Below are 22,470 nucleotides of genomic sequence, written 5' to 3'. Positions count from 1 at the left end.
CCTCTCGGTCAAACCGGAGTGACGACCTCGCCAAGGATGGCGTCATCGGTGTCGCCAGTTCCGGCGAAGAACCAGTCGGTGCCGGACTCGCCGAAGATGGTGTCGGGCGTGCCGTCGGCGAGGACGGTGATGCCGGCGGCCAGGCGGTATGGACCGGTGCCGATGCCGTTGGCCCCGACGCCGGTGGCGATCGACGCGACTCGGCTGTTGTAGCTCAGGTCCGGCCGGGTCCAACGATCGCGAATCGCGTCGAGGGCCTCGAAGGCTTCCTCGATCGCGGTCGGCGGTTCGCCAAACGCACTGGCGGTCAGGTCAAAGCCGCTGGAGATTCCCGCGAGCACCTCGGCATAGGTCAGGCGATCGCCGATGACGATGTCGTCCTCGACACTGTCGTCAAAGACTGTGCCTCCGTTGAGGTTGTCGGAACCGTTTCCGCCGACGATCAGGTCACGGCCGCCGTCGGGGTCGGTGCTTCGGTCGCCGAACAGGATGTCGTTGCCGTCGCCGCCGAGGACGATGTCGTTGTCTTCCTGACCGGACATTCGGTCGCTGCCCGCTTTGCCGATGAGGATGTCATCGCCCCGGCCCGAGAAAATCGTGTCGTTGAGGGCGCCGCCGACCAGCAGGTTGTCGGCGTCGTTGCCGGTGAGGTTGTTGGCGAAGGTCTGAGAGCCGATGACGTTCTCGAAGTTGGAGCCGTCGGGGTCGGTGCCACCAAGACCATCCGGGGCGAGCAAGTTGATCGTGGCGGCTCCGCCGACGACTTGTGACGGGACGGTCAGGTTGAAAGTGACGTTGGTGGTAAAGGCGTTGAAGTCAAGCGTGTCGTTCCCGCCGCCTGAGGCGAGTCCCGACGAAACGGAGCCGTCGGCCTCGAGAATGTTGTTGGTCGAGACGCCCGCCGAGCTGAAGAAGTACAGATCGTCGCCGCCGCCACCGTCGAAGTCGTTGGTCCCACCGCCGGCGGACATCGTGTCGGCACCCTTGTTGCCGATGATGGTGTCGTTCTGGGCACCGCCGAAGAGGACGTTGTCCTTGTCGTTGCCGGTGATGGTGTTGTTGCCGTTGCTGTTTCCGATGACGCTCTCGAACTGCGTGCCGATGCCGCCGACGAACCGCCCGGCGTGGCTGGCGATGACGCCGAAGGCATCGGAAGAAATATCCACCGTGACATCGACGAACGCACCGACGCCCTGGAAGATCAGTCCGTCGCGGTCGGTGGTGTCGTTCTCGACGAGGAAGTCGAACTCGGTGCCAACGGCCGGCTCGAAGACATAAATGTCGTCGTCACCACCGCCGACGAGCGAGTCGTTACCGCCGCGGCCGTTAAGGAAGTCGTTGCCGTCGAGGCCGACGAGCGTGTCATCGGTGCCGTCGCCCGTGAGGTTGTCGTTGAAGTTGGTGCCGATGATGCGGTCGAAGCTGGCCGGACCGGTCTTGTCGATGACATAACCGGTACCGGTGCTGACGAAGGCGGCGTTGAACGCGGGATTGACGGTGACGCCCAGACTCAGGGCCGACATGTCGAGGATGTTCGACCCGATGTTGTCATCAAGTACTTCGGTGTCGCCGCCGACCGGGTCGCTGAACTGGTAAACGTCGTCATCGCCCTGGCCGAACACTTCGTCGGAGCCGATGCCGTCGATGAGGGTGTCGTTGCCCGCGCCGGCCATGATCGTGTCATCGCCAGCGCCCGCGTCGATGAAGTTGTCGGACGCGTTGCCGGTGATGTCGTCGTTGCCGGTCGAACCGAAGACGTTCTCGAAGCCGTCGCTGGAGAAGATCTGGTGATTCGTGCTGTCGGCGAGGAAGCCGACGCCGGTGAGGTCGATGACGTAGCCGTTGGACGTGTTGGACAGGTCAAGCGTGTCCTGTTCGCCCTGGCCAAAGCTGTCGAAGACGGTGTCCTGCACGAGACCGGCCAACGGGTGCTGGACGAACTCATAGTAGTCATTACCGAAGCCGCCGCCGATGATGTTCGCGCTGGTGTTGTCGCGGAAGAAGTCATCGCCGTCGCCGCCGAGGACTTGCTCGATGTCAGGACTGCCGGCGTTGAGCACGAGGTTGGTCCCGCCGATGTAGCTTGCAATCACGGCCGGGTCCGAGAGATCGACGATCACCGGTTGGGTTTCGTCGAGCGCGGAGAAGTCGATGCGGTCGGTCGTGCCTTCGCCGGGCAACTCGACGAGCGAGTCCGACTGGCCACCGGTATCGGGGCGGAAGAAGTAGATGTCGTTGTCGGTTCCGCCGGCGAGGGTGTCGTCGTCGTCACCGCCGTCGAGCGTGTCATTGCCGCCGAAGCCGCGCAGGGTGTCTTCACCCTCGGCACCGACGAGGCTGTTGGCGAGGTTGTTGCCGAGGATTTCGTCGTCGAAGTTGGTGCCGATGGCGTTCTCGATGACGCCGCCGCCGGTGAAGTCGCCGACGGTGCGCAGGCCGTCGGTCATGAGCGTGGTGCTGTTGAGGTTGATGATGAGCCCGGTCGCGCCGCCGGGGAGGCTGGTGTACGCGGAGAAGTCGATCGTGTCGATGCCCGCGGCGAAGCCGGCCAGTTCGGTGACGACGTCGGCCTCGGCGGCGGTGGGGGTGTCGAAGAGGTAGAGGTCGTTGCCGTCATTGCCGATCAGATCGTCGGAGCCGGCGTTGCCGACGATGGTGTCGAGGTTGGGCGTGCCGAGGATTCGGTCGTCGCCATCGCCACCGATGAGTGTGTTGCGTACACCGTTGAACCCGGACGCGTCGATGATGTTGCTCGAGGACCCGCCGGTGAGCTGCGACTCTTCGAAACCGCGCAGCGTGTCGTTGCCCTGGCCGGTGAGACTGATATTGGTGAGGGTGATGTTGTTGTCGACGGCGAGCTCGATGAGGTCGGTGCCGTCGTCGGTGGTCGCGTCGCCGCCGAAGAGCAGGTCGTTGCCTTCGGAGTTGGTCGGCGCGATGTCGGCGTCGCGCTTCGGACCGCCGGAGATGGTGTCGTCGGCCTGCTGACCGCGGACGGTGTCGTCGTCCTCGCCGCCAAAGATCCGATCGTTATCGCCGTCGGGGACGATGATGATTTCGGCGGTGTACTGGAACGGGTCGGGCAGGTCGTGGTCGCCCCAGACGTTGTCGTCGCCGGCCTGCGCGTCGATCGTGTCGGCACCGTCGATGAAGCCGAAGCGGGCGTTGGAGAGTTCCATGCCCGAGAGGTCTTCGTTGTTGGTGCCGATGGAGATCGGGTTGTTCAGATCGCCGTTGTCATAGCGGCGCAGGAAGCTGAACTGGTTGCTGCCGTTGGTGAGGTAGAGGGTGTCGCCGACCCAGTCGGCCCCGGCGAGGTTGCCCTCGCTGGCACCCTCGGCGATCGGGAAGAACTCCAGCGAGCCGGTGGCCTGGAAGAACAAGCCGGTGCCTGCGTCGAAGGCGACGCCGACGCCGGTGTCGTCGCGGAACGCCAGGGCCGAGGGGTCTTCGACGCCTTGCAGGATGCGGTACTCCTGAATCGACACGGGGCCGTCGGAGGGGTTGCTCAACCGGGCGTAGATCCAGGCACTGGGGAACTGACCTTCGGGTTGCCTGTCGCGACCCACGACACGCGGGCTTTCGCCGACGCTGATCGACGGGATGAACTCGGCGAGCATCAGGACATACATCTGGCCGCTGAACTCGTTGAGGTCGGCCGGCATGAAGTCGAGCGCGCCTTCGTTTTGCAGCAAGCGACGAATCTCCGGCGGCGTTCCGATCGGGCCGCGATCGGTCGGTGCGCCGGTGTCCTTGTCGATCTCGAAGACGTTCATCGTCGCCAGGCCACCGGGCTCGCCGGCGGGTCCGATGCCGAAGAGCGTGCCGGCATCGTCGCCGACGGTCGCATTGGAGATACCGATCATGAACGACTGGGTCATCCGGTCGTTGGAGAGGCCGGCGGTGTTGAGGTCGATGTCGTAGAGGTCGGCGTCGCGGTAGCTGACCACGAGGCGTTCGGGATCGGGGAAGATGTCGGTCGGATCGTCCGCCGCCGGGCTCTCGGCCAAGCCGGCGATCGCCGAGCCGGCAAGGAACGCACCCTTGGCCAAGCCACGCCCGTCGGGCGTCTCACTCGCCAGTCCATTTCGACCGGTCATGACGCGGAGCGCTTCGCCCTTGTCGCTGATGGTCAGATCGATGTTGCCCACGAACACCGTGGCACTTCCACCAAAGCTCGATCCGCCGAGCGTCACGCCCGGAGTCGGTGCCGGCGGGGCGACGAAGAAGCGACCGGCCGCGGGAGCTTGCAGCTGCACTACTGCGAAGGGCAGTAGCACCTGGTTGTCGCGCGTGATGATGAGGTCGACCGCGTCGACCTTGCCGGACTTGTTGTGGTCGGCGGCGGTAGTGATCGGCTGTCCGCCGAAGAGTGTCTGCGAATCGCGGACGGCGATGAAGTCGGCGGTGTCGACGGGGAAGCGGCCGTTGAGCACGCGGCCGTCGGTGTCGCCGGGGTTGGTGCCGAAGTAGAACTCCTCCGGCTCGTCGAAGCCCGCGCCTTCGTTGATCGTGACCTGCAGCCAGCCGTCCTCGAGCGTGTTGTTCGGCCAGACCATCGTGTAGCGGCCGCTGCCGTCGGTCGCGCGGCCACCGGCAAACTCGATCTCCGGAGCGGGCGCCAGGTCCCATTGGCTCGGGTCCTGCGTGTTGCCGAAGCGGAACGTGAAGTCGTTCACGCCCAGCGGCCGGCTCGCGGCGGAGATGTCGAAGATCAGACCGTTGATCCCGAACCAGTAGCTGCTGACGTTCTCGAAGGTCGCCAGCTCGCCGGGACGCAGCGGGGTCTTGTCGGGCGCGATCGCCTCGGCGTCTTCAGGGGTGATCGCCGGGTCGTTGTTGTCGAAGGAAGACTCGTTGTAGAAGAAGACGGCTTGGTCGACCACGGCAGGCCCGGTGTCCTCGGCGAGGCCGAAGTCGAGAAGGCCGAAGAACTGGCTGGATCGCATGCGAACCAAGTAAGCCCCGTCACCCGCCTCGGCGTTGGGCTCGGTGAGTTCCAAGCCCGCGGCGGGAACGTGAACGGTGCGCCACAGCCCTTCGTTGACGCCGCCGAAGAAATAGACGCCGCCGGTGCCGGTGACCTCGGTCGGCTCGACCATGTCGGCCAGCAGTTGCCACTTGTTGACCGAGATCAGCTCCGGCCGGTCGGAGGTCAGGCTCAACTGCCAGACGCCCTGCAAACTGTCGCCGTCGAAGAGCGCGAGGAACTCGTCGGGCTCGAAGGTGCCCTGGGTGTCGGCCGTGTTGCCCGGAATGCTCGCCGATGCGCTGTCGTCGAAGGTGACGTTGAATCGGCCCGCACCGGTCGCGTCGGTGGTGAAGTTGAACAGGTCACGCACCGTGCCGTCGGGCGCGATCAGTTCGCCGACGATGGTCGCGGTGCCGGTGAAGCCGCCGGCGAGGGTGAAGTCGACGTTGACGTCGAGGTCATCGACGGTGCCGATGACGCGTTGGACGTCGATGGTCTGCCGGCTGAGCAGTTCATTGCGGACGCCGGAGTACTGGGCGTGGTACTCGTAGGTCCCGGCGACGCCGTCGCCGAGCGCTTCGTTGGTGGTACCCGGGCCCTGGTCGGGGGCGTCGAGGAAGACGGTCTCGCCAATCCGGCCGGTCTCGGCACCGTTGAAGTCGCCATCGCGGTTGGCGTCGTTGTAAACGAAGCCCTCGATGTTGCCGGGTGCCGGGCGCTGGGCGAAGTCGCCGGTGACCTGGCTGAAGCTGTTGACGGTGACCAGCTGTTGCTGGACGTCGCCGGAGAATCCGGGGCTGCCGGCGATCCAGCCCTCGGGCAAATCGGTCTCGACGCGGTAGGTGCCGGGCGCGACGCCGATGAACTGGTAGACGCCGCGCTCGGTGAACGGGTCGATGAAGCCGTCGTCATTGAGGTCGACGCTGCCGGTGGTGGCGTTGGCGATGATCTCGCCGGTGGTGAGGTCGAGCAGACGGACGCCGCGACCGTTGAGGCCGTAGTCGCCAAAGGTCACCCGGCCGTCGGCGTTGTCGTCACGCATGACCCGGCCGACCGCATCGCCGACACGCGGGGCATTGCCGAAGTCGAAGTCGCCCTGCGGATCGCCGCCGGTGACGGTGACGTAGTGCCCGCCGCCGAGCGTGCGGACGGACACGTTGTCGATGCCCCAGAACTCGCCGTCGCCGGCGGTTTCGTTGGGGCCGTCGTTGTCGAGGCCGCTGCCGGTGAAGTTCATCGTCAGCAGCGACCCGGTGTGCGGGATGATGTAGCGGAACTTGTAGACCGCGTCGCGGATGTTGGTGGGGTTGCCGTCGAAGACCGACTGGTAGCCGAGCGACCCGGTCGCGGCCGCGCCTTCGCCCGGATCGTTCACACCGCCCAGCGCCGCCGGCTCGGGGAACGATTGCGGGAAGCTCGGCGAGTCGGGGCTGATCTCGACGTTGGAGAAGCTGTAGGTTTCGTTGACGTTCTCGCCGTCGGCGATGATCGAGACCGACCAGAGGTCCTCGTCAAGCCCGAACGGGAACGCGCCGGTGTCGACGCCTTCCCAGGTACCGATGATGTACAGGTCGAACTCGATGATCAGCGCCGAGTGCTCGACGCTGGTGTCGACGGTGGCGGTGACGGTTTCGTTGGCGTAGAGCCCGGCGAAACGTTGGCCATTCGGGGCGAGGGCGTTGGACGCGTTGGACCAGATGGTTGCGGGGGTACCGCCGGAGAAGTTGTCGGCATATAGCGGGACGCCGGCTGCGGGGAAGGTCTGCACCGGCGCGACGCCGGGCACAACCTCACCGATGAAGTAGTCGCCCGGCACTACGTCATCGAAGACGTAGCGACCCTCTTCATCGGTCGTGGTCGAGTCGATGATGTTGGTGCCGGTCTCGTCGAAGAGGTTGATCGTCACGTCGGGCAACGCCGGCTCGCCGGGGTCCTGGAAGCCGTCGCGGTCGAGGTCGAGCCACTTGATGCCGGTGACGCCGCCGAGGTCGTCGTCAACGAACGCCGCGACCACCGCATCGCCTTCACCAACGATCAGTTCGATCGTTTCGTTGTCAATGGGCGTGACCTGGTAGAAGCCATCGGGCACGACCTGCTCGGCGGTGTAGGTGCCCGGCTCGACGCCGGTGAAGATCGCCGCACCGGTCGAGTCGGTCGCGACTTCGTCGAACAAATCACCGCCGGCGTCGAACAGGCGGATGGTGACGCCCTCGAAACCTTCGGGCGCGTCGAACTCGCCGTCACCGTCCTCGTCGTCGGCGACGTTGACGGTGATGGTGCCGCTGACGACTTCGATCGGGAGCGGAAGCGTGTCACAATCGACCGCGTCCCAGCCGCCCAGCGACGTCGGCGCGACGATCTCGCCGGCGACCACCTCGGCCAGGACCAGCACCTCGTCGAGGTAAGTCTGGCTGGTGCCGCCGACGATCGTGTCGTCGTCGTCGCCACCGCAGATGAAGTCGTCGCCCGGGCCGCCCTCGATGAGCTCGCCGACGCCGGAGGTCGGGTCGGCGATGTCGTTGGCGATGAGCACGTCGTTGCCCCAGTTGCCCAGGATCGTGTCGGACCCGGCCAGGCCGAGCACGAAGTCGTTGCCCCGGCCGGCGTCGGCGAAGTCGTTGCCCGCGCCGAGTTGGATTTCGTCGTTGCCGTCGTCGCCGGTGACCACGTCGTCGTTGATGCCGGCGTCGATGAAGTCGGAACCGCCGCCGCCGGAGATCGTGTCGTTGCCGTCGGCACCGAGGATGGAGTCGGTGGCGCCGCCGCCGGACAGATCGTCGTTGCCGGAGAGGCCGAGGATGGTGTCGGAGCCGCCGCCGCCCTCGACACTGTCGTTACCGCTGCCGGCTTCGATGTAGTCCGGGCCCGCGCCGCCGATGATCGTGTCGGCACCACCAGCGGAGAGGACGCTGTCGGCGCCTGCGCCCGCGTCGATGTCGTCCGTACCGCCGCCGGTCATGATGGTGTCGGAGCCGCCGCCGCCGAGAACGGTGTTGTTGCCCTCGCCGCCATCGATCGTGTCGGCACCCGCACCGCCGTCGATGCTGTCGTTACCGCCCTCGGCGACGATCGTGTCGTTGCCGCCGCCGCCGAGGACGGTGTGGTTGCCGGCGAAGGTGAAGATCTCGTCGTTGCCTTCGCCGCCGTCGAGCGTGTCGTCGACGACCGAGCCGTTGAGCGAGTCGTTACCCGCGCCGCCGAAGGCCATGACCGGGATGTCGAAGACGCCGTCGGCCGAGGAGAGCAGCGTGAGTGAATCGTTGCCTGCTCCGCCGTCGAAGAGGATCGCGGTGACGCCGGTGAACCCTTCGCGGATGTCGAGGACTTCGACCTGGTAGACGCCGGGGGCAACCTCGTCGATCGTCGCGGCTTCCGACGTGTCCGACGCGCCGCCGCCGCGAAGGCTGGCGAACTCGCCCGCGTGGACCACGAGCGTCCCGGCCGGCAGTGGTGCGCCGTTGTAGTCCAGCGGATTCGAGCCATCCACAAGCGTCGCGGGCGTGACCTTCGGACACAGCCCTTCGTTGGTGATCTCCAGCAGCGTCGCATCCAGCAGGTCCGCGTCGCCCTTGAAGAACAGGATCTCCCAGTACACGCTCAGCACCACACGGATCTGCGCGGTAATGTCGAAGAGGCACTCGATGCCGTCGGTGACGACAATCGACGCGATCTCGTCGAGGTAGAGCTTGGTGTCGTTGTCGGGGTCTCGGAAGTTGAAGTCGACGCTGCCGATGAGCGTGCCTTTCACGCCGGCCTTGAGCCCCGGCACACCCACGCCGGCGCCGAGAGACGCTTGCAGCTCAAGACCGAACTCGGCGATGTCCTCGAAGTTGCCGAAGTCGACATCCGAGAAGAAGAACCCATCGATAAAGTTCCCCGTCCGCAGGCCGCGCGTGTCGTAACCGATCGCCAAATCCACGAACGCCTCGAACCCGAGCCCGAGGTCCAGCACGATCGGCGGCACCGGCCAGATGTTGAACGACACGCCCCAGTCGAATCCGAGCTCCAGCCGCGGCAGGTCCCACGTGATGATGTTCACGTCCTGCCCGAGCAGGAAGCGGAAGATGTTGGCCGGGTCGAGGATGTCGAGCTTGATGCCCAGGCCGCCGTCGTCGGGGCTGCCCTCGGCGGGCTCGGCCTGGATCGTGCTGAGGATGCCCTCGACCGCCGCGTTGCCCGAGTCGAGCACCTGCTGGGCAGCGTCGAAGAAACCGGTCACGCCGTTGGTTTCCAAGTCGCTCGCGGCCGAGAGGATGGAGTTCGGATCGCGCGGGTCGAGCCCGGCGTTGTCGTAGAGCGGGCCGAAGCCGTAGCTGCCGAAGTTGATGAACACCTCGCCGTTGTCGACGCCGATGACCGACGCGATGTCGAGGATGGTCTGGGCGACGTTGAGGAACTGCTTGGCCGGGCCGGCCGCGTCGGGGACCTGCAGCAGCGCCAGATCGATCACGCGCACCGGGCCGTTGCCCGCGAGCTGGCTGATCTGGCTCACGCCCGGCACCTCGGTGTTGAGGATGCTCAGCAACGGCTCCAGCGGCTGCAGAATGTTCGCGAAGAACTCGACCGGGCCGCCGAGGTACTGGCTGATGAAGTCGCCCAGTTCGAGGCGGACGTCCTGGAAGCCGATCGACGGGTCGTTGCCGAAGTCGAACTCGATGCCCTCGGAGCTGAACGACGCGTCGATGCCCCATTCGCCAACGAGATCGGCCGCGATGGAGGGGAAGTCATCGCCGAAGCCCGCGTCGAGCTCGACGTCGATCTTCGCATCGAGCGTGGCCAGCAGCGCGAAGCTGCCAGTGAAGTCGCTGATGATTTCGGAGATGAGCTTGCGGCCGTCGGTGAAGCCGAGGATGTCGAGCCCGAGCGAGCCGAAGATGCCGGTGCCGGGCATGGAGCCGACGTTGTTGTCGGTCGCGGTGAACTTCAGACCGAACAGATCCAACTCGAAGCTTGTCGGCACCGCGACGTCGCCGGAATCGTCGACCGCGAGGCCGGCGACGATGTCGAACTCGAACTCAGCATCGCCCTGCGGGTCGGCGGTGAGGTAGACGCCGGTGTTCCGGTCCACGCCGATGCCGACGAACACGTCGTAACCGAACTGCACGGTGAGTCCGCCGTCGGCGCTGATCGGGAAGCCATCGAGGCCGGTGGTGAAGTTGATGCCGGCGATCTCCGACTTGCCACCGATGCGGAAGCCGATCTCGAAGTTGTTCTCGGTGAGTTCGACGATGATGTCGCTGGGCGAGACCGCGCCGCCGCCGGTGAGCTTCGCCAGCAGTCCGCCGTCGCCGATGCTGGTGAGCGTGGAGAAGAGGAAGTTGCGGACCGCCGTCTCGACGGCCTCGAACGTGTCGCCGATGTTCGGAGCACACAACAGTTCCAGCAGCGGCTGCGTAATGTTCTCACGCAGGTCGCCGATGAACGTCCCGGCCGCATCGACATCGCTGCCGATCAGCGGCAGCTTCTCGAAGATCTCGGCTTCGAGCGATTCCTCGAGGAAGTCGAGGAACAGGTCGATTCCCGCGACGATCGTCTTGAAGTTGAAGTCGAGGTTGGTGAACAGGTCGAGCAGCGCTTCGTCGTCGATCTCCAGGCGCGGGCCGTTGGAGATGAGCGAGCGCAGATCGGTCGCTACGAGCACGGCGTTGGACGCGGTGGAGCCGAGGAACGTCGCGTCGAGGGCGGCGGTGAGGATGCCATCGATCTCGGTGTCGATGCCGCCGGAGAACGCGCTGCCGAGGCTGGTCGCACCGATGGTGTTGCCGGCGTCCGGCGCGGCACCGAGCGTGAACTCCAACGACGCACGATCGCCGGCGGTGGACGGATCGGGGGCCGGGGCGTTGGCGCGGTAGATCGCGGTGACGGTGCTCGGGCTGACGCCAGAGAAGGTCACGGTCGTGCCCGAGACGCTGTAGTTGGCCGGGTCGATCAGCGAGGAGCCGTCGTACAGGAAGAGAAATTCCTCGATGATCGTGCCGTTGCGCTGGTAGGGGGCGGTCGAGAGCGTGATGCTCCCGCCGCCGACGGGCAGGTTCTCGTCGATGACCGCATCGACCAGCCCGGCGTCAGCCTCGGCACCGATCAGGTCCAGCGCGCCGAACTGCACCTCGCCGTCGAAGTCGCCCTCGAAGCCGGCGGTGATCGTCAGGCCGCTGGTGCGGCCGTTGCCCGTCGGGTCGTCAGTGATCAGGAACGCGTTAAGCCCGCCATCGAGCGCGAGGCCGAAGCCGATGTTCAGCTCCGCGCCTGCAAACAGCTCGAAGTCCGCCATCGTGTCGAGCGTGACCGGCCCGAACATGCCGGTCGGCAGGTTCGGCGCGACCATGATCGGATCGAGCTCGTACGCCACGTTCAGCGTCGAGACGATCGCGTACTGGGTCCCGGCCGTGCCGGTGTCGAAGTCGACCAGATCAAGGTCGATCGTGAACGGGTCACCGCCCAGCGGCCAGGCGTCGTTGAGCGCGTCCGTCAGCTTTGCACCAACCTTGCCCAGGTCGAACTGTGGAAGGTTGAAGTCGAACACGTCGAACGCGTCGAGCAGCTCTTGAAACTGGATGTTGGCCGCGCCGCCGGGCACCAAGGCTTCGAGATCGGGCAGACGCAGCTCGATCGTCTTGAACAACCCGACCAACCGGCTCGGCAAGCGCAGCGGATCACCCTGGAGCGCAAACTTGAAGTCGGAGAGCAGGTCGAAGAACGGCTGTTTGAGTTCGAGATCGATCGGCAGGTTCGCAATCGCCGCACGCAGGTCGAGCTCGATCTGCGTGAGCGCCGGGATGTCGATCGACAGGCCGCCGAGGTCTTCGATAGTGTCGAGCACGAACTCGCCAGCCTCGATCAGGTCGTTGAGCGAGAAATCGACCAGCGGGATGTCGAAGTTGAGCAGATCAAACGTCCCGGAGTCCGCGAGCCCTTCGAGGAAGCCCCGCAATGCGCCGATCAGGTCTTCGAGGCTGAAGTTCTTGATCTGGTCGATGAGCGCCTGGAAGTCGAGCGTCTCGAACGTGAAGTCGAAGCTCAGCGGGTCGTTGGGGTCGGTGAGGGTGACGCAGACCTCGCCGAGCGTGCCGGAGACCGCGCCGCCGATGTCGCCGGCCAGTTCGAAGCAGCCGTCGAGCGTGACGTTGAGCAGATTGGTCGTGTCGATCAGCGCGTCGATGTCAGTAAGGTTGATCAGCTCGGACACGAAGATGCGGCCGTCGGCATCGTCGCCGGTGCCAGGGTCGGTGAGGTTGATCGACGACGAGAGCGTGGCGACGAAGTCCTCGGAGTTCTGCAGCACCAGCCCCGCGAAGCCGAGCGACGCGCCGAGGTTCACATCGCCGGCATCGGCGGTGAAGCTCAGGTCGATCGAGAGGTTGTCCGGATCGGAGCCGGTCGGCTCGGCGATGAACACGCGATCGAGCAGCCCTTTACCGTGGGTCTGCCCGCCGTTGAGCACGCCGACCTCGGCGGGCGACGGTGCTTCGGCGACGCCGAGGATCTTGAGCGACAAGCCGGCGGGGGAGGTGAAGCCTTCGTTGACCTCGATCGTCATCGGGTCGTCGTTGTAGGTCGCCGGGATGATCGCCACGCCATCGCCGTTGCTGGTGGGCGTGATGACCAGCGTCGCGTTCTCGGCGTCGAAGGTGACGACCACGTTCGCGAACGCCGACTCCATACGGCTCTTCACGTCGCCGAGCGTCACCGCACCGCTGAACGAGATGGCGGTCAACGCACCGGGGGTCATCGGCGTCGGACCGACGTACATGAGCAGGTCCGGCAGCGTGTCCGGCCCGGTGCCGTCGTCGATCTGGATACCGCTGAATCCGAAGCCCGCGCCTTGCTGGACTTCGAGCGTGTGGATGTCTTTGTCAACCGAAACGATCGCGACCCGACCGGTGGCGTCATCGACGACGGCATTGAACAAATCGCCGAACCCCGCGTCCTCGATGGCCATGTTCAGGTCGCCGACGAGCATCTCGATGCCAGTGTTGTCCACGGTGTCGAGGGCGGCGACGTTGACGGAGTAGAAGTCTCCGCCGCTGCCCGGGCCCCCGTTGGTGAGGATGTCGACCTGCGTGTCGGCGAGCAACGTATCGCCGGCCGGCGGAGCACCATTTGCAATCACGCCGGTGAGGATCGGGACGCCCGCGCCGTCGTTGAGCACGGTCAACGGCGTCGTCGCTTCGAAGCCGCCGAGCCCTTCGGCGAAGTCACTGAGCACGATGCCCACCCGCAGCGACGCACCGACCGTCGCCGACGCATCCGCCTCGGCACCGCCGGCCACTTCCAGCGTCGCGATCCCGCCCAGGTCGATGCCCTCGGAGAAGTCCAGGTCCAGCGTTCGCTCGAACGTCTCGGAGATCGTGAGCGTGAACAACAGCGAGCGCGTGGCTTCGTCGTATTCCCAGTTGAGCGCGTCGGTCCCGCCGCCGAACTCATCCACGCCGAGCTCGTCGGCGATCGCTTGCATGAGCGACGGAATGTCCTGGTACTTGGGCTCCGCGATGGCCTGGCCACCGAGGATGCCGAGGTCGGCGAACTCGGCCTGGGTGGTGTCTTGCGACGAGGCGTTGTTGGTGAAACCGAGCGTCGTCTCGCCGGCACCGCCGAGGGTGATGCGGGCGATGTCTGGGTTGGTCGTGATGAGCCGAAGGTTGGAGCCGTCGACGATGAAGCTCAGATCGTTGCCGAGTCCGCCGATGCCGTCGGCGGCGAGATCGTTCTCCGGCGAGGAGACGGTCGCGGTGACTTCCAAACCGACCAGCGCGAGGTTCAGGTCGTCGGCCAGATCTTGGAGCGTCGTGTTAGCCGTCGTGTCGGAGGCGAGAACGGTGACCGGCACGTCGTTGTACTCGATCAGGTTGCCCTCCTGATCACGAGATGCAATGTCAATCGTGTAGTTCAGGTCGGCCCCGAGTTGGCCGAAGGCAGGACCGGCGGAGGTGGCGTCGACGCGCGTGGTGGAGACCAGCAGCGTTTGCGGCAGACCGAACGTGCCGAGGACATCGACCGCGCGGAAGCCGAAGATCCCGGCGTCGATGAACGGCTCGATCACGTCACCGAGACCCGCAGCTGCGAGACCGGCATTGGCATTGGCCAGCAGGGCGGCGTCGTTGGCGGCGGGGGCGATCTCGACCATCGTCGGCTCGAACAGGTCCGTCTCGAGCACGAACCGCGTTGTCACCGTCGGATATGCCACCGGCGACGCCCCACGAATCTCAGCCGGGTCGAGCAGGTTGGACACGAGCTTGCGCAGCGTGTTGCCGAACTCGGCGATTTCGTTGAGCTTCTGCTCCACGAACGGGATGCCCGAGTACAGGCCGGGGTTGGGCACTTCGCCGACACCCGGGATGCCTGAAACGGCTTCGGTGTAGCTTTGGAACGCCTCGGTCGCGCGCTCGATCAGCTCGTCGCCGAGTCGTTGCAGCGTTTCGAGAATGTTCCGCAGTTCGGTGGCTTCGAAGTCGGCCAGCGAGACGCCGACCCGCGGGGCACGCAACCCGACGAACATCCGATCGCTGGGCATCTGCGCGCCGCTGTCCGGATCTTCGGTGAACGCCAGCGGGTCGGTGTCGCGCGGGATGGCGGCGTTGATCGCACCGACCACCGTCGAGTCCGACAGCGTCGAACTGTTGAGCACGACCAGCGAGAGTTCGGTGCCGAGCCCGATGGTGCCGGCGGCGGTCTCGAGGGCTTGAACGAACGTGACAATGTCGGCTTGACTCGCGCCGGCGATATTGAACGTCGCGCCCATGCCGGCGGTCTGGCCTCGGGCGACGCTGTGACCAGGGCTGCTGCTCACACCGTCCTCGGCGCTGAGCGACTCGAGGGTGATGCCCGGGGAGGTGATGCCGACGACCGGGGTGAGCGTGTCGACCATCCAGCTGGTCGCGAAGTTCTCGACCGCCGCGCCGAAGGTCTCCCACTCCGGGGCGAGGGTGTCGTTGAACCACTCTTGGGCAAGGAACGACACCTCCGCGAGGAAGTCGCCCGGCTCGGACTGGGCCGCCGCGTCGATGGCCGCGCGGAACAGTTGCAAGGCGGCTTCGATCTCGCCGACCGTGGCGGTGACCGGGTCGTCGATGTAGCCCAGGTCGGCAAGACGCTCGGTGAGGTTGTCGAACTCGGCGACGGTCTGGTTAATGGTGACCGCCGGATCGCCAGCGGTGAGGCCGACGAGGGACGGTGCTTCGAGGCCCCGCCCTTCGAGGAGCACGCGCTTCTCCAGCTGATCGAGCATCATCGCCGAGCCGGACGTGCGGTTGCGCAGGGCCTTGGCGGTGCAGGCGGCGGCGTCGAGGATGGGCTTGCGCTTCCCGCCGCCGGGGGACCGGCCACCGTGATCATCGGGGTCGATGCGATAGTGCCGGCCGCGCTTGTTTACGCCTCCGGTCAGGGACTCGGCGGCGAAGTCAACGGGGCGATCGGCGCGTGCGCACATAGCAGACTCCTGGTCTGTCGCTAAAGCTGGTTTGTCGAACGCCGCACGCCTGTGAAAATCGGCGCGCGACCTTCCTACCCATGGCCGGTCCCAGTGGCCGGCCTTCCATCAATCACGCAACCCGACGCTCGATCGGACGGCGCGAAATGTCTTCCCCTTACTGACCGACGCTCAGCGCCGACGCCGCAGCAACGGCAGACCCCCGAGTCCGATGAGCGATACCAACGCCGGCTCTGGCACGGCGATCAACGTCACGATGCCGTCGTTGAGCGTCGTCGGAAAAACCGTCGGGATCGCTCCGGCCGACACGATCTCCGTCGGCCCGAACAAACTGTTCACTTCGAGATCGAACACCTGCCCGGCCGAGAAGCCGGTCGTGTCGATGAAGAAGGTCGCGAGCAGTTCGTCCACCCCGACCTCGATGTCAGCGCCAGTCACACTCAACGCAACGCTGGCGTTTTCGTCGTTCGGGAACCCGTCCACACCGCCGCCGACGAGGTCATCGACATCGGTCACGGTCACGGCGACACCGTCGAAGATCGTGCCGGTGGTGACGTCGAAACCCGTGATCTCGGGCGCGGGGCCACCGCCGGGATCGCGGATGCCGAGAATGATCGTCGCGCCGCCGACACGATCGGCCGGGTTGTCGTTCGAGATGCGGATCTCGAGCGGCTGCATGACGGCGTTCTCGAACGCCACTTGGTCACCCGCGTCGACAATAAACGCGGCACCAGCAATCGACGCACTGGCACAAAACGCGCCAATTCCAAAGGCAATTCGCATGATTCCTCCTACCCGGGCTCACCAACGTCAAGAGCCCTTGATCGTGTTTGCCGCGAAAATCGAGGCCGCCGCGACACAAAACGGCCGCAAGTCAGCGACCGTTTCCCTCAGGTCGCTGGCGCAATTCATACCAGATTCCTGTCACATGTGGATGCCACGAAACGTGAAAATTTTGGGCACGACTTTGTCCGTGATGCCCGTTGACCTTCGGGGTGCGAAAGCGAGGGGGTTGCGGTTATGCTCGCGTCAAACCACCGGAGGACATCCATGAACCGTTCAATCATTGCCGCCGCGGCTTGTTTTGCGCTGACTTCGCCAGCCCTCGCTCAGTTCGAGCCCGAGGATCGCACCGTGGCTGACGACGCTTTTCCTTTCGTGATCCCCAACGACGCCGCACCAAACGGGACCGCGATCGACGTTTCGCGCCTCAACACCAAACCCGCGGGTGCCAACGGTTTCATTACCACGCGCAACGGCGTGTTCGTCGAATCCGACACGGGCAGACGCATCCGGTTCTTCGCAACGAACATGGGCGCCGGCGAGGCGTTTCCGACAAAAGAGGACGCCGACGCGTTCGCCGCGCACCTGTCCAAGAAGGGCATCAACCTCGTGCGGCTCCACCACCTCGACAACAACTGGATGTACCCCGGCGGCGCGGGCACGATCTGGGACAACTCCGAGGGCAAGCACCAAGCTTTCAACCCCGTCGAACTCGATAAGCTCGACTACCTCATCGCCGCCCTCAAACGCAACGGCATCTACGTCAACATCAACCTGAAGGTCAGCAAGGAACTCGCCCCCGAAGACGGCTTCCCCGAGAGCATCAAAGACATCGGCTACACGCATCAGAAGCGCGTCGACCGCTTCGAACCGCGGATGATCGAGCTGCAGAAGCAGTACGCCCGTGACCTGCTCGGCCATGTAAACCCTTACACCGGGCTGCGGTACGCCGACGATCCCGTGGTGGCGTTCGTGGAGATCAACAACGAGAACAGCATCATGCACGAATGGCCCGGCCAGCCGCTCGGCGGGGACTGGGACCGGCTGCCAGAGCCGTTCAAATCAGAACTCGTGCGGCAATGGAACGTCTGGCTCGGCGACAAGTACGACAGCGAAGCGCGGCTGATCGAGTCATGGACGGGATCGACCCAACCACTCGGCGCGAGCGTTGTCCCCGAGGATCCCACCTGGGTCGAGGACGAGCACAACGGCACGACGCTCGACATCACGCCGGCCAACGGCGGGGCGGTCATCGACGTCACGAACGTGACGGGCACCGACTGGCATGCCCAGGCGCTCATCACCGGACTCACCATCGAGAACGGCGACACCTACACACTCCGCTTCACCGCGTCCGCGCCCGGTGTCTCGACGTTCAACGAGGACAAGCCGAAGCTCATGCGATTCAGCACCAACCTCGACATTCCCGAATGGACCAACCTCGGCCTCAACAACACCGTCACCCTCAACGAAACCCCACGCGTCGTCGAGGCAACGTTCGTCGCTCAGAACGCCATCCCCGACCACGCCCGCATCTCCTTCAGCGTCGGCAACGACGTGGGCAAGGTGGTACTCGAGGACATCGAGTTGATGCCGGGCGCGCCGACGTTCGAGATGGGCGCGGGCGAAACACTCGCCGACGGCACCATCGGCATGCCGACCGCGTCGACACCCAACCAGCGCCGTGACTGGATCGCATTCCTGACCGACACCGAGTTGGCGTTCACGAACCAGATGCGCGACCTGATCCGCAACGAGATCGGCGTACGCGTACCCATCGCCGACTCGCAGGTGCAATGGGGCGGGGCGACCGCTTACGTCCGCGAAGCCGACTCCGATTTCATCGACACACACGCATACTGGCAGCACCCGCAGTTCGGCGGCGAGGCTTGGGATCCGAACAACTGGACAATCGAAAACTCGTCGATGATCGCCGAGCTTGCGCGAGGGCGGTCCGGCTCGTTCGGCCTGGCCAAGTACCGCGTCGCCGGTAAGCCGTTCACCGTCAGCGAATATGATCACCCGGCCCCGAGTGACTTCACCGCGGAGTACATCCCGCTGTTTGCGACTTTCGGCGCGGCACAGGATTGGGACGCGCTCTACACATTCTCCATCGCCGCGATCGGCGCCGACGTCGATCGCATCACCGGCTTCTTCGACCAGAACAACAACCCCGCGAAGGCCGGCTTCTATCCGGCGGCCGCGTTGATCTTCCGCAACGGGCTCATCGACCCGATCGACACCGCCGCGACGCTGCGTGCCCCGGTGCCGTTGTGGAAGGCGGTCGAGGACGTGAACGCCGCGTGGCGGCGCGGCGATTTCGCCGACGCAGACCTCGCGTGGTACCGCGTCGCAATCGACCTCGATCCGGAGGAACCGGTCGAGGAAACGAAAGTCGACCGCACCGAAGCACGCGGAAGCACCTCCCCGCTCAACGTTACCGAAGACGGCGTGTACACCGCCGTCGGCGACGGGGCGGTCGTGGTCAGCGGCTTCATCGGCGGCAAGTCGATCGACGCCGGCGGGATCACGCTGACCGCCGAGCCGGCCGGGCTGGAATTCGGGTCGTTCATCGCCGTCACGCTCAACGACGATGATCTGGCCGACAGTGACCGCATGTTGCTGACTTACATCAGCCGGGCGTCCAACCAGAACATGGGCTGGAACGAAGCCCGCACGACCTTCGGCACCAACTGGGGCCATGGCCCCGTGCTCGTCGAAGTCCAGCCGGCGACGATCACGCTTCCGTTCGAGGACGTCACACTCTTCGCCCTTGATCCCCTCGGCAATCGCATCGCCGAAATCGAGACCACGCGTGTCGCTGGCGGGACGCAGTTCGATTGGTCGAATGATTTGAAGACGATCTACGTCGAAGCCGTCCGCGAGTGATCCCTCGGGCAGGAACCTATTGTCGGTCGTCCGCAACATCTGCCGATGTCGCGGCGTCGTAGTTACCGATGCTCCCTGCAATGTCGTCCGCCCGCCAGATGTATCGCATGTCCTTCACGGTGCCGTTCACGCACCGGGTCGTGTTCACGCGCGACGTCCTGGGCGACGACGCGGACGCGCTGATCGACGTGCTCGAAGCCGATGACCGCCCGCGTGTGATGTTCGTCGTCGACGACGGGCTCATCGACGAAGCTGGCACGCTGCTACACAAGATCGACGCATTGGGCGATCGCTTCGATGGTCGGTTGGAAATCGTCGGGGAGACCATCCGCGTCACCGCCGGGGAGGATTCGAAGAACGACCCGGTCGTCGTCGAACAACTGCTCGCTGCGATCGAAGCGCACGGCCTGGACCGACGCAGCTACATTGTCGTCATCGGCGGCGGGGCGGTCCTCGACACCGTCGGCTTCGCGGCAGCGATCGCCCACCGCGGCATCCGTCTGGTCCGGCTGCCGTCCACCACCCTCGCCCAAGCTGACAGCGGCATCGGCGTGAAGAACGCCGTCAATCTCCACGGCAAGAAGAACTGGCAAGGCACGTTCGCCGTACCCTGGGCCGTGCTGAATGACGAGGCACTGCTAGCGACTTTGTCGGATAGGGATTTCCGGTGTGGCTTCTCCGAGGCGGTCAAAGTCGCGCTGCTCAAGGACGCCGGCGAGTTCGACAAGCTCTGCGAAGACGCGGAGGCCATTGCGGACCGCGAGCCGATCGCCAGCTTCCGCGCGATCGAACGCTCGGCATTCTGGCACCTGATGCACATCACCCGTGGCGGCGACCCGTTCGAGATGCTCGAAGCACGCCCGCTCGACTTTGGCCACTGGTCCGCCCACCGGCTCGAACCCATGACCGACTTCGCCCTGCGCCATGGCGAAGCGGTCGGCATCGGCGTCGCCATCGATTGCTACTACTCGACGCTCACCCAGGGCTTCCCCGAGGGCGACACGCAGCGCGTGGTCCAATGTCTCACAGACCTGCAACTGCCACTGACGCACTCGGCCCTAACGCGGACCGACGAACTACTCGGCGGCCTCGAAGAGTTCCGCCAACACTTGGGCGGTCGACTCACGATTACGCTGCTCAAGCGCATCGCTCAGCCGATCAACGTGCATGAGATTGATGCCGTCGCGATGCGTGAAGCGATCGACGCCGTCCGTGAGCAGGGCGGCGACGAACCGGTCAACGATGCGATCGACGCGGCCTAAGCGTCATAGTCGAAGATCACCGGATTGAGCGGACTGTCGACGATTTCGCCGGGCTGAACACCGGGGCACCAGCTGGCCGCGTCGCGTTTGCGATTCTCGGTCTTCGGGTCGAGCAGCGTCATGTCGCGATCCATGTAGATGATGGTGTGGACCTTGCGCGGTTGGTCGGTCGTGTTGCCGCCGGCGCGATGGAGCGTCCAGCCGTAGTGGAAGCTGACTTCGCCGAGGTCGTACGGCTCGAAGCTGGAGACGACGCCGTGCTCCTTGATCGCGTCGCGGATGCGGCGCTCGGAGTCCTCGCCGATCTCCAGATCACGGCCAATGTTCTTCAGGTGACTGCCCTTGCCGAACTCGAGCGGGCCCATGTCGATCGGCGTCGCCTGCAACGGGATCCATGCGGTGACGGTTTGGCTCGTTGCAAGCGGCCAGTATTGCTGATCAACGTGCCATGGCGTGAATCCGCCGGCGGGCTCCTTGTAGAGGGCCTGATCGTGATAGAGCCTGACGCCGCGCGTTCCCATGAGATCCGTGGCGATCTTTCCGAGCCGTTTACTGAGCGTCAGTTCACGGCCGACCGCGGAGTTCTCCCAGATCCGGCCGAGTTGGATGAACGCCTTGCCGTAGGTATCGCGCTCTTCAAGCGGCCGATCCTTGTGGGGATTGTTCGCCATCACATGATCCGTGATGGCATCGCCGTAGTGCCGAAGTTCGTCCGGGGTGAGAATGTGCTTGAGTTTGATGAAGCCATCCTCACGGAACTGGCGAATCTGTTCCGGGGTGACATCGATCAACGTATCTAGGCTGAGTTGATCCGCGGTGGTGTTCATGGCTGGAAAGATAAACTGTCGCACCCATCCCAGCTTCACCACGTTTGGCCATTTCTGATACTCAATTGATTGTCCATGCGAGAACTACCCGGTGTTGTGGAGTATCTTGCACCAGCATGCTGCCAAGCCGAGAGCACATCCGATTGCCGATCGACGGCTCGTTTCGCGTCTCCCGATCGGTGTCACCGCGCGGCTTCCCGTTCACATGGCATCGTCACGATGAGGTCGAGCTCACGCTCATCGAGCAAGGGATCGGCCGACGATTCGTCGGCGACAGCATCGAAGCATTTGCCACCGGCGACGTGGTGTTGCTCGGCCCGAACGTCCCGCACACTTGGCAATCCGATCCACCCAAACACGACATCTCGATCGTGGTGCAGTTCCAAACGAAACTACTCGCGGACCGCCCGGAACTGAAACGTTGCCGGCGGCTGGTCGAAAATGCTCGCCGCGGACTTGCGTTTCGTTGTACGCCGAAAGAACGGTCGGCCTTTGTCGAACTCACCGAGGCATCATCGCTCGACAGGTTGGTCGGGCTGTACCAACTCCTCGACCGTCTCTCGCACAAGCGCGGCCGGCCACTGGCGAGTGACGGATACCTGACCGAAACAACCAGCAACGTGGTCGATGCGTCTCGGCTCGACAGGGCTATCCGTTTCGTTGAAACCCGCCGCAAGCGCGACGGCGTTCCGCCGGAACAGCGGACGGTCGCGCGGCACATCGGCCTGACGCCGTCAGCATTCTGCCGGTTCTTCCAACGCGCGACCGGCCGGTCCTTCACCGACTGGACCCGCGAAATCCGTATCGGTCGTGCGTGCAAACTGCTCGACGAAACCGACCTGCCAATCACGCACGTCGCTACCGAATCTGGCTACGCCAATCTCTCGCACTTCAACCGCCAGTTCCGCGAAGTCCGCGGCACCACGCCACGGGCGTACCGCCAATCACGTCCGGGGTAAGCGGCTCTGATCATTCGCCATGGGCTGTTGCCGCTAGCGACATCACTTAGTCAGTCATGCAATACACACTCTGCAAGTCAACGAAGCTATGAGCTTTCTTCGATTCCAAAGCTACCGAGCCTTGTTGCGCCCGACATCAGGCAGATGTCGAAATCAAACGTCGACTAAAGTCGAGTGTTGGAATTACGGTCGGTTCGAGTAGGAGTCCACGATGGCAACCTTCAAGCGACAGCCTCAACAGAAGCTCGTGCAGCACCGTACCGCTGCACGAGTTGCGTAGGGGTGAGCATCCGGCCGTGCGGAAACAGCACATGGCGCAGCGCCCGCACATAAGCCCAACACGCCAACGCTT

General features: G+C 64.8%; 6 protein-coding genes. 3 read left to right on the top strand and 3 right to left on the bottom strand.

The annotated features are described in order from the left end of the window. Nucleotides 1-8 precede the first annotated feature (8 nt). Nucleotides 9-15,398 (bottom strand): SdrD B-like domain-containing protein, encoded by a 15,390-nt coding sequence (locus AAGD32_00200; protein MEM8872653.1) that lies wholly within the window; start codon nt 15,396-15,398, stop codon nt 9-11. A gap of 171 nt (nt 15,399-15,569) precedes the next feature. Continuing rightward, nucleotides 15,570-16,181 carry a hypothetical protein gene (locus AAGD32_00195; protein ID MEM8872652.1) on the bottom strand — a complete coding sequence of 204 codons (612 nt, stop codon included), beginning with the start codon at nt 16,179-16,181 and terminating at the stop codon, nt 15,570-15,572. Nucleotides 16,182-16,532: 351 nt separating this feature from the next. On the opposite strand from AAGD32_00195, the gene AAGD32_00190 reads away from it, so the two are divergent. Then, nucleotides 16,533-19,070 (top strand): hypothetical protein, encoded by a 2,538-nt coding sequence (locus AAGD32_00190; protein ID MEM8872651.1) that lies wholly within the window; start codon nt 16,533-16,535, stop codon nt 19,068-19,070. An 80-nt stretch (nt 19,071-19,150) separates the two neighbouring features. Beyond that, entirely contained in the window at nt 19,151-20,332 is a 1,182-nt protein-coding gene (locus AAGD32_00185) for a 3-dehydroquinate synthase (protein MEM8872650.1), read from the top strand. Here the strand turns inward: AAGD32_00185 and AAGD32_00180 are convergent. Then, complete coding sequence (locus tag AAGD32_00180) at nt 20,329-21,159, bottom strand: phytanoyl-CoA dioxygenase family protein (GenBank protein MEM8872649.1); 831 nt, start codon at nt 21,157-21,159, stop codon at nt 20,329-20,331. The two genes, AAGD32_00185 and AAGD32_00180, sit on opposite strands and share 4 nt — an antisense overlap. A 116-nt stretch (nt 21,160-21,275) precedes the next feature. Here AAGD32_00180 and AAGD32_00175 point away from each other — a divergent pair, with 116 nt between their 5' ends. Beyond that, on the top strand, nt 21,276-22,118 hold the full coding sequence (locus AAGD32_00175) for a helix-turn-helix domain-containing protein (GenBank protein MEM8872648.1): 843 nt from the start codon (nt 21,276-21,278) through the stop codon (nt 22,116-22,118). The last annotated feature ends 352 nt before the right edge of the window (nt 22,119-22,470 follow it).

The organism is Planctomycetota bacterium, from assembly GCA_039182125.1.
GTDB lineage: Bacteria > Planctomycetota > Phycisphaerae > Tepidisphaerales > Tepidisphaeraceae > JBCDCH01.
The sequence above is the reverse complement of the archived record's forward strand: the minus strand, read 5'-3'. Positions and strand labels throughout refer to the sequence as shown.

Bases quoted from the DNA above. Each gene is read 5' to 3' on its own strand.
- AAGD32_00200 (MEM8872653.1), bottom strand. From the start codon at position 15,398: ATGTGCGCACGCGCCGATCGCCCCGTTGACTTCGCCGCCGAGTCCCTG.
- AAGD32_00195 (MEM8872652.1), bottom strand. From the start codon at position 16,181: ATGCGAATTGCCTTTGGAATTGGCGCGTTTTGTGCCAGTGCGTCGATT.
- AAGD32_00185 (MEM8872650.1), top strand. From the start codon at position 19,151: ATGTCGTCCGCCCGCCAGATGTATCGCATGTCCTTCACGGTGCCGTTC.
- AAGD32_00180 (MEM8872649.1), bottom strand. From the start codon at position 21,159: ATGAACACCACCGCGGATCAACTCAGCCTAGATACGTTGATCGATGTC.
- AAGD32_00175 (MEM8872648.1), top strand. From the start codon at position 21,276: ATGCTGCCAAGCCGAGAGCACATCCGATTGCCGATCGACGGCTCGTTT.